The following is an 8,026-nucleotide window of genomic DNA, read 5'->3' as shown; positions in this document are numbered from 1 at the left end:
AGTCACCCCTAAGAAGCCGATCTGGGCACCGCCTACATAAGCGGCATCCAATGTCACCTGGAAGCCCATGTAAAAATGATTATCGGTTGCGCCACGGGTTCTCACGGTGGCAAAACTTGGTGCCAGTCCCGCTTGAATTAATGCGTTATCGAAATCTGCAATAGAATTCTCGCAAATCATGGTGGGACTAAACAGTATGTCCATAAATTTTGATCGGTTGGCAGGATGATTCAAATTGGCTTGTATGCGGTTCATTTCCGGAATGACGTATTTGTTGGCATTGATTCCAGACACCATGGTGTTTACGATTTGTTCACGATAGGCTTGGTCTTGATTGAGTCTATTTTGCAGAGAACCTTGCCGTTGCCTGGCAACCGGGAGAATGGCTGCCACTTGCTTCATCAGGCTTTCTGCTGCCTGTCCAGCTTTGAGACCGCCTCTAATGGCACTGACCTGGATTTTACAGGCCTGAACTTTTGCGAACTGGGCGGTCTGCCTGGCCAGCTCTTGGGCCTTAGCAGCCGCAGCCTCGGCGGCTTGTTCGGCGGCCTGTTTGGCTCGTAAGGCTGCGGTTCTGGCGGCGGCGGCCTTCCGGGCGGCCACTCGTCGAGCTGCTTCTGCTGCGGCTTTGGCTCTGTCCGCGGTTTTCTTTGCGGCGTTAAACAGCCCACGCGATTGAATGCCACTATAAGTCCCGGTGGCCACCATACTCGTGCCGTCAGGATTGAGGAGTTGCACCACGTGGACATCTAATTCGCCCGGTTCACTGCCAGGGGTGGAAATCACAATAGGGATTTCAACTTTCACCTCATGGGTGCCTTGTTGCGCTTCAATCAACAAGGCATCCCGGCGTTCGGTTCCGGGAATGAGTCTAAGCCACTCTTCTGCGGGTTCCACAGAATATTCACCGGGGTCCGCGACTACATCACTGCCATCCGTGCCTAAAAAATGGACGGCTTGGTCCAGCGTGATAGTCGTGGTTTCATCGGGTATCAAGGCTTGAGCGGGGAGACCGGATTGAAGAAAAATACTTACGAACATCGCACAGAGAACTCGTTTGGCAAAGGACATGTTCATACCTTTTTTCCCCTTTTGAACTAGAGGGTGAATTGAAAATTGAATAATCAGTCTTTACCTGCTGAGTCGAACCCAAATGGAATTCGGTTCACCGGATTTTGTAATTTGTGAAATAAAAAATTTTCTCAGGGATGACCTATACCAATAGATTAGGTCAGGAATGTCAAGAAGAATCAAGGTTTTGTAGGCGAATCGTGGATGAACTCAACTCCTTCGGCCTGACTTTCGTAAGAAAGCAAGGCTGTTTGAAAATGCTTGCCGGCCATTCACGGCAACAGTCAATTGGATCATGCCGCCATTGGAAACCTCTAACGCTTCTCTTGTCTCCTTGAATTTGGTGGCAGCTACATGAAGTAAAAGATTCTTAGAGAGGACATTCAAAATTCCCTGAAGATTTGGGAATGGACCCACTTTTTTACACAACCCGAAGCTTTCACCAGATGAGGGGGAGGGAGAGCTAAATGGATCTGCGTGTGTTCTTATTGTATTGTGGGCTGGAAGGAAAAATTCCCGGAAAAGGAAGAAGAGGTCCAGGGTGATTGTTTGCCATTGGTGTCGTGCTCAACACCTTGCAGGACCAGTTTAAACACTTGTTCCACCGGCAGTCCTGGAGAGGAAATGTGTTGAAGTAAATGTTGAGTATAGAGGCCGTTCCGGTCTTCTCCGTCACTGGCGACCTTTCCCGGGCTTGTGGCATAGGCTATCAACGTTCCCTTCACGAATGAGCTATTGACGACTGCAAGCCCGCGACTGGATGAACGGAATTCCTTCGCAAAGGGGTTGTCTCGACAGGCATCCAGGATAACAATATTGAATCCATTTCGGGCTTCCCCCATTTTGCCGAGCACCTGGCCGATATTCACGGCCTTGTAGCGGACATCGCTTTCGCTTTCAATGGCGGCATTGACGGGAATGAGATAGTTTTCTCCGCCGACCTGCACGCCATGGCCAGCATAATAAAACAGTCCGACTCCGCCCTGGTAGAGGTGTCTGCCAAATTCACTGATGGCATGTTCCATTTTTTCCAGGTCAGCATTCAATTCGAGGGTCACATCAAATCTGAGTTTAATCAGGGCTTCGGCCATATCCTGAGCATCATTGGCTGGATTCCGAAGTCTGCCAATCTGGTATTCGCTATTACCTATGACCAGAGCGGTACGTTTCCCTGCTTCTGCTGGGGAGGCGAGGGCGGGCTTTGCTTGAGAGGAGAGTGACGTCCGTGCTGTGGGTTGGAGATTGGCCAGAGGGAGAGAATCTTTCTGGATATACACAGTGACTTGCATGGAACCGGCATTGTCCTCGATCCAGGGGAAGGGGTCATTGATGGCCAAATAGATTTCTCCTTCTCCTGTGGCGCGGAGTTCAGTTTCTGTTCCAATTTCAAAGGGTTTTCCCTGTTCACCGATTTTTCCCATGAGAGCGTTGGCGTTGATCCACGGGACTTCCTTTCCTGTGCCATCCAACCCTTCCGGGCCGCTCCAAATATTCAAGGCCGGAGCTTGGCTCCACTTGCCCATAGCCAGAATTTTCACTGTGTCACCCGGGGTCACGGTGACTCCAGAGGCTTGCCAGGGTTGATTGGCCTCTATGGTGCGGGTGTGCCCGTTCAGGGGAGTTGCCACTATTCCTGAGGACGCTTGATAGTTCACGATATCGGCATCGTAGGTGCGAGAGGGATTGAATTGAAGGCAGCCGCTCAGCAGATTGCCAAAGATCATGGCAAGGCAGAAAGTCGTGTACCGAGAAAATGTATTGTCGGTTTGCGTGAAAAACATTGAACGTATATCTCCGTCAGATGAATGCCACAGATAATTGAGCGTGAGCCTGATTCTACGCAAGCCTTTCGTGAGATTGTGTTGCAACTTCAAAAAATTTTACTGAGGGAGCTGGTGAAGGTCAAAGAAAATCCTTCAACAATTCATCCCGGTATTCGGTTTCGGGAATGAGCCTCAGCCATACCTGCGCCGCCTCAAGGGAATACGCCTCGGAGTTTGCGACTATGTCACCCCCTTCCGTAAGGGGGCAATGCACGGTTTGGTCGAGCGGGATGGTCGTGGTGTTATCAGACTCCGAGGTCTGAGCGGAGAGGATGGGACTCAGCAACATACAGATAAGCATGATCGCGAATCCGGATCTCGCGTTCAATTAATTCACCTTCGTTCTCCGACGGGATTAGGTTCCCCTAGACAGTTGAAGGAGAGTCCTGTGGTTCTTCCGGCGAAGTCTCTGGGAAGCCGAGGCCTTCTCCCAGAATCCAGTCAAAAAGGCTCATAACCTATACTATGCGCATGAAATGGTATGTTTTTCGTCTCTGGCCGACTTTCCCGTACCCTCCTCTTTTCTACTTGGATGCGGGAGCCATTTTTGTCTTCCCGTTCGTATCATACTGGTGTGACTGATTGTTGATGCGACACGCCCCAGGAGACCTGGGTTGCGCGATAATCTTGGTAACCCGACGGTCTGAAGATAGGGCCCGATGGTAAACCGCGACGCCAGGCTGATTCCAGCCTCTCTGGTTGAGTGCAATGTATGCCTGTAGAGGGTACGGTTTCCTTGATATGCCGCGGCGCGTTTTATCCATCCCTCCTATAGGTTGTCGAGCGACTTCGCGAACCGCCCCTCTTAATTTCTTTTATGAGTCTGGGCGATCAAGTCGCTTTACCCGTTCACATTCGAGGCCCATGGCACAAGTTCCGTGCTCGTAATAAAGCCCAGTGAGCTTCTGTTATTGGGTCCCGCCGCCTGCTTACTTGGTCGGCTCCTCACCTTCATGCTCTTTCAGCCAGGACTCCGTTAACCATGATGGAATCGGCGTCTCCTCGCCGACTTCATCTTCGCCCTCGATTCCGCGCCTGAACACCTGTGCTTGGTTCAGGCTTTTGAGCCCACCTGACAGGGCCGCAGACCCGGCTGGTCTTCGGCAAGTTTGAATTTGATTCGTCGAGCTTATTGTGCAGCATTTCATCTGGCCACCTTCGCACACCAGGACGTGTATATATGAATGCCCCTGCATAATATCCTGCTCTGCCTGGCGTACGCAGGATGATCCGAAGTTAGTATTGAGATCCTCAGTCGTGCACCCGAAAACTTTGGATTTGGGTTTCGCCTGGGCGTTGAGCGGCAGGCCCAATACCCAGATCGCGATGCCAAGTGTAACAACCGCCATTGTGTGTGTGTGTCGCATATTAACCTCCTGTGTAAGGTAATTGTGTAGTGCTCTTGCTGGCTCTGTACCCATCATGAATGGCTTCATCTCTGGTTATGGTTTAATGGCTGCCCTCGCGATCAGTTCCTTGAGCCCATTCAGATCGAACACGCCTTTGGGACAAGGTCGTTGCAGACGATGAACCCGGGCGTGCCGGAAATTCCGACACAATGCATTCCCATTTCCGCGCAAAGGATGACGTCATTTTCCTTCCTTCTCCGAAGATTCCGGCAGTTCGTCCTCGATCCCCCGGCGTATAATCGGAGCTTTCTGCTTTTGAAAAATTGATGGATTCTTCGCGCCGGGTCTTGTGCCTTGATCGAGCACAGTGGCACGGGGGCCCAACAGATTCTTGAGCCTGTCGCTAACCGCGCTGTTTGTTGGGTTCGTCCCCTTCGTGCAGTCGTACGACCCGTCGCCATTTGGGGGGCAGCACATCCAGTCACCGCAGGTACCATCTGAGTATTTCGGACGTATCAATAAATAATCACCAGGAGGGCAGCTGTGCCCCTGTCCGTCTCCTGACGTTTGGTTGCACTGATCTCTGATGATAAGCGCCTCTGCCGGCGCAGAGAGTGCGAGTAAGCCGAGTACGGCGATCAATCGAATAAGATTTGTCTGCATCATATTCATTAATCCTCCTTGCTCAATAAGAACGTCTTTTGCGTTGATCCATCGATTACGGCTTAGTCTCCTCTGTCGGGTCAAAGGGGCTCGGCTGAACGATAGTCTGCTCTTCCTCTGACTCGCCTTCGAGGCCGCGACTCATGATGACCGTGTTTGCACTGCTCAGAACTCCTGTCGATGCTGTAAGAGGTGTTCCGATCTGGCACGTGAACTCACGCGATGCGCCTGAGGGCATTGGGCCGGAAAACTGAGCCAGATTACTCACAAACGGGAGCTGAGTCATCTGAGAGGAGCCGTTTGCCATGGTCGTTCGCATGGTGAATCCGACGATCTGAGGCGGCCCGAATCGCGTGCTGGCCTGATTGGAATCGAGCTGGCAGATGATTCCCTGCGCCTGACCCCCGTCGCACATGGCGCCTTCCTCGATACCCACCACGTTGAGTGGGCCAAAATACGGAGTGTTCGGGTGGCTGCAACCCAGGACCAGCTTGCCGCGCGCGGCCGTTCCGCCCCACCGGACCCGGGTGTTGCCGGACAAGGTGGCGTCGTTCTTGCCCATCGTTTGCAGAATCCAATCTCTGAAAACAAACACATCCGTAAACACGGCTTCACCCGAGGGTGTCATGCAGTCCGAGACACTGCCTTGCGAGGCGATACCCCGCACAATGGCGCGGCCGTTCTCGACCGCCACGAACCCGGATCCACTGTCGCCGGGACAGAGGGAAGCACCAGCGGTATTGGCAGGCACAAAAATCTTTTTGGGGGATTCAATCGCAGAAATAGGACCACGAAAGATGGCCACCTGCCCTTGAGGCAGCGGCGTTCCATCGTGCCTGCGGTACGATGCCACAGTTCCCACCCGGCCCGAGGTACGCGGAAATTTTGGCAACCCGACCGTTTGGAGAACGAAGTTGACCGAAAAGGGTTGGGCCAGCTTAATCAACGCAATATCATTGGCCTGATCCTGATTGGGGGCATAGTTGGGGTGGATGAACACACCGCGATTGTTGGCAGGGCCCACATTTTGTGCCCGGTCACGGGTTTCTGTTTGCACGTTGCCCTTCGAATCGGTCCGGGTATAGGTGAGTTTGCCAAATCCGATATTGGGCGTCACGCAATGGGCAGCGGTCAGAACCCATTGCGGATCGACCACCACACCGCCGCAACCGTTCATCCGTACGACCCAGGGGTATTTGTAGTCGGGCTCATTTGTGCCGCCAACTACAGGCAAGGGGCCTCCGGTTCCCGTAGCAGGAGCCGCCTGCGGAATGAGTGTCGTTCCTTTCGGAGTCTGGGGTGCCACCGGGGGGAGAGCCTTTTGTGAAGGCGTAAAAGACCCCGGCTTTGTCCGGTGGTCACGGATTATCCCGCGCTCAATGATGGATTCGTCGGAAGGTGCCGTGGGGCTGATTGGTTCCTCAGCCAAGGCAAACGCCAATCCGCCAGGTCCGATCGCAAACGCCAGAATCGTGAAACCGATTACTCTGTCGAATGTGTCATGTCGGTGCATAACGTCCTCCTGCGATGTGGTAAAAAGAGTACCTCTTTTTCCGGCCGGTCATTATTTGGTTCCACTTGACAGCTTGGTCCCTTCAGGTTGTCCTGGTGCAGGCTCACCTTGCTGCTCGCCCTCAATTCCGCGGCGCGTAATCGGCGCGTTCAAGTCCGGTAGTGTCGATGGCCTGACGCCTTTTAGCTTGCCACCGGGCTGATTTGAGCGAAGGGGCAGGCAAATGAGGTAGTCGTCCGTACAAAGATCCTTGCATCGCTTGATGGTATCGCCTATATCAATGAGTTGATCGCAGGCCTTCTGGCACTTGGCACGATCATCTTTACACTCCCGCTCGGTTTTTTGTGTGCCACTGGCTTTGGGTGCAGCCATGCTCGGAGCGACCAGTCCTACGACTCCAAAAAGCACCATCATTCCCAGGATCCAGCCGGGGAGTGATTTGCTGTCATTTCGTCCGTTGATGGCTGTGACAATCTTCATAGTCCGTACTCCTCTTTCATGAAACCGTTTAGGGATTGGGATGAGAAGCTGGTTAAAAAATTTTTCATCGTTTTGGCCGATGATTACTTTGTTGTGGCACTCGGCGGGTTGGTCTCTTCAGGCTCTCCTGGTGCGGGTTCCCCTGTTTGTTCACCATCAAGACCTCTTCGCATGATGGGAGCTCTGGCTCCTGTTTTGGGAAGACGTGAGGTATTGGAAGAAGGATTCAGTGTGGGATTTTGCAGTACTCCCCCCGGGAACCGTTTTCCCCCACCGGTGGAAGTCGATGCGGTATCCTCGATTTGTTCGCAGTCCTTCCCCCCGTTAGGCGGCTCTACGCAACACATATAGTCCCCACTACCGTTACATTCGACCCAATGCCCGGGTTTGTCTGGACAAGTGGCCACACCAATCGTTACGGGCCCTTGGCACTTATCAGCATTCCTAATTGGCACTGCCTGTGCCGGATCCCAGTGGAAAAGGAGAACTCCCAAACACAGCGCCCCTCCAACACTCATTTGATGGATTCTTTGTGTACGATTGGTCATGATCTCCCTCCGTGAATTAAGGATTTATTATGAAAGAAATTTATTTGGTTTCATGATCTCTATGATGATGAGTCGAAAAAAATCCGGAGCGGTTCACTTTCTCTGCATTGCGCCATTGGTTGGTTCATTTTTGAAGTTATTTGGTTTTTGCGGTTCGGCTCTTCACAAGGTCCTTTTGTGCTGGTTCTTGAAAGAAAATTCTATCGCCTCTGTAAGGGGGTACATTGGCAGCTCTGGCTACCGACCGGGCAAGATCCCGGGCAAAGAGAAGACAACACCTGACAATCTGCGTCGTTGTTGCATGCACATTTTGTCATAGTGAAGGGAACCTGATACCCGCAAAGATTTTCTGGCAGTGGGGGAGGGGTGCCCCGGAACAAGGGAGTGCACTGACAGGTCTGGCTTCCAGATGGACAAGATCCGGAGCAGAGGTTTGACAAGACTTGACAGTCGGCAACATTGGAGCACCGGCATTGCGTCATCATGTGGGTTTCCTGATGACATAAATTAGTCGGAAGATTTCCCCCCGGCTGGTTTGGTGGCGGTTTGACCTTTGTTCCCCGTGGCATTTTCTGTAAG

8 protein-coding genes are annotated in these 8,026 nt (G+C 52.5%); all 8 read right to left on the bottom strand.

The window, feature by feature from the left end:
* A partial coding sequence (locus tag H6750_20465; protein ID MCB9776688.1) for a hypothetical protein occupies positions 1-1,077 on the bottom strand: 1,077 nt, incomplete at its 3' end.
* Between the two features lie 479 nt (positions 1,078-1,556).
* On the bottom strand, positions 1,557-2,852 hold the full coding sequence (locus H6750_20460) for a caspase family protein (GenBank protein MCB9776687.1): 1,296 nt from the start codon (positions 2,850-2,852) through the stop codon (positions 1,557-1,559).
* A gap of 121 nt (positions 2,853-2,973) precedes the next feature.
* Positions 2,974-3,222 carry a hypothetical protein gene (locus H6750_20455; GenBank protein ID MCB9776686.1) on the bottom strand — a complete coding sequence of 83 codons (249 nt, stop codon included), beginning with the start codon at positions 3,220-3,222 and terminating at the stop codon, positions 2,974-2,976.
* Between the two features lie 601 nt (positions 3,223-3,823).
* A complete protein-coding gene (locus tag H6750_20450) occupies positions 3,824-4,261 on the bottom strand; it encodes a hypothetical protein (protein MCB9776685.1) in 438 nt (145 codons plus the stop codon).
* Between the two features lie 222 nt (positions 4,262-4,483).
* Entirely contained in the window at positions 4,484-4,909 is a 426-nt protein-coding gene (locus H6750_20445; GenBank protein ID MCB9776684.1) for a hypothetical protein, read from the bottom strand.
* 52 nt (positions 4,910-4,961) lie between these two features.
* Positions 4,962-6,419 carry a trypsin-like serine protease gene (locus H6750_20440; GenBank protein MCB9776683.1) on the bottom strand — a complete coding sequence of 486 codons (1,458 nt, stop codon included), beginning with the start codon at positions 6,417-6,419 and terminating at the stop codon, positions 4,962-4,964.
* Positions 6,420-6,470: 51 nt separating this feature from the next.
* A complete protein-coding gene (locus tag H6750_20435) occupies positions 6,471-6,899 on the bottom strand; it encodes a hypothetical protein (protein ID MCB9776682.1) in 429 nt (142 codons plus the stop codon).
* 83 nt (positions 6,900-6,982) lie between these two features.
* Positions 6,983-7,447, bottom strand: coding sequence for a hypothetical protein (locus H6750_20430; GenBank protein ID MCB9776681.1), 465 nt, complete (start codon positions 7,445-7,447; stop codon positions 6,983-6,985).
* Positions 7,448-8,026 lie beyond the last annotated feature (579 nt).

It is taken from the genome of Nitrospiraceae bacterium (genome assembly GCA_020632595.1).
Lineage (GTDB): Bacteria > Nitrospirota > Nitrospiria > Nitrospirales > UBA8639 > Nitrospira_E.
The sequence above is the reverse complement of the archived record's forward strand: the minus strand, read 5'-3'. Positions and strand labels throughout refer to the sequence as shown.

Coding starts and splice junctions, on each gene's coding strand:
- H6750_20460 (MCB9776687.1), bottom strand. CDS start 2,852: ATGTTTTTCACGCAAACCGACAATACATTTTCTCGGTACACGACTTTC.
- H6750_20450 (MCB9776685.1), bottom strand. CDS start 4,261: ATGCGACACACACACACAATGGCGGTTGTTACACTTGGCATCGCGATC.
- H6750_20445 (MCB9776684.1), bottom strand. CDS start 4,909: ATGATGCAGACAAATCTTATTCGATTGATCGCCGTACTCGGCTTACTC.
- H6750_20440 (MCB9776683.1), bottom strand. CDS start 6,419: ATGCACCGACATGACACATTCGACAGAGTAATCGGTTTCACGATTCTG.
- H6750_20435 (MCB9776682.1), bottom strand. CDS start 6,899: ATGAAGATTGTCACAGCCATCAACGGACGAAATGACAGCAAATCACTC.
- H6750_20430 (MCB9776681.1), bottom strand. CDS start 7,447: ATGACCAATCGTACACAAAGAATCCATCAAATGAGTGTTGGAGGGGCG.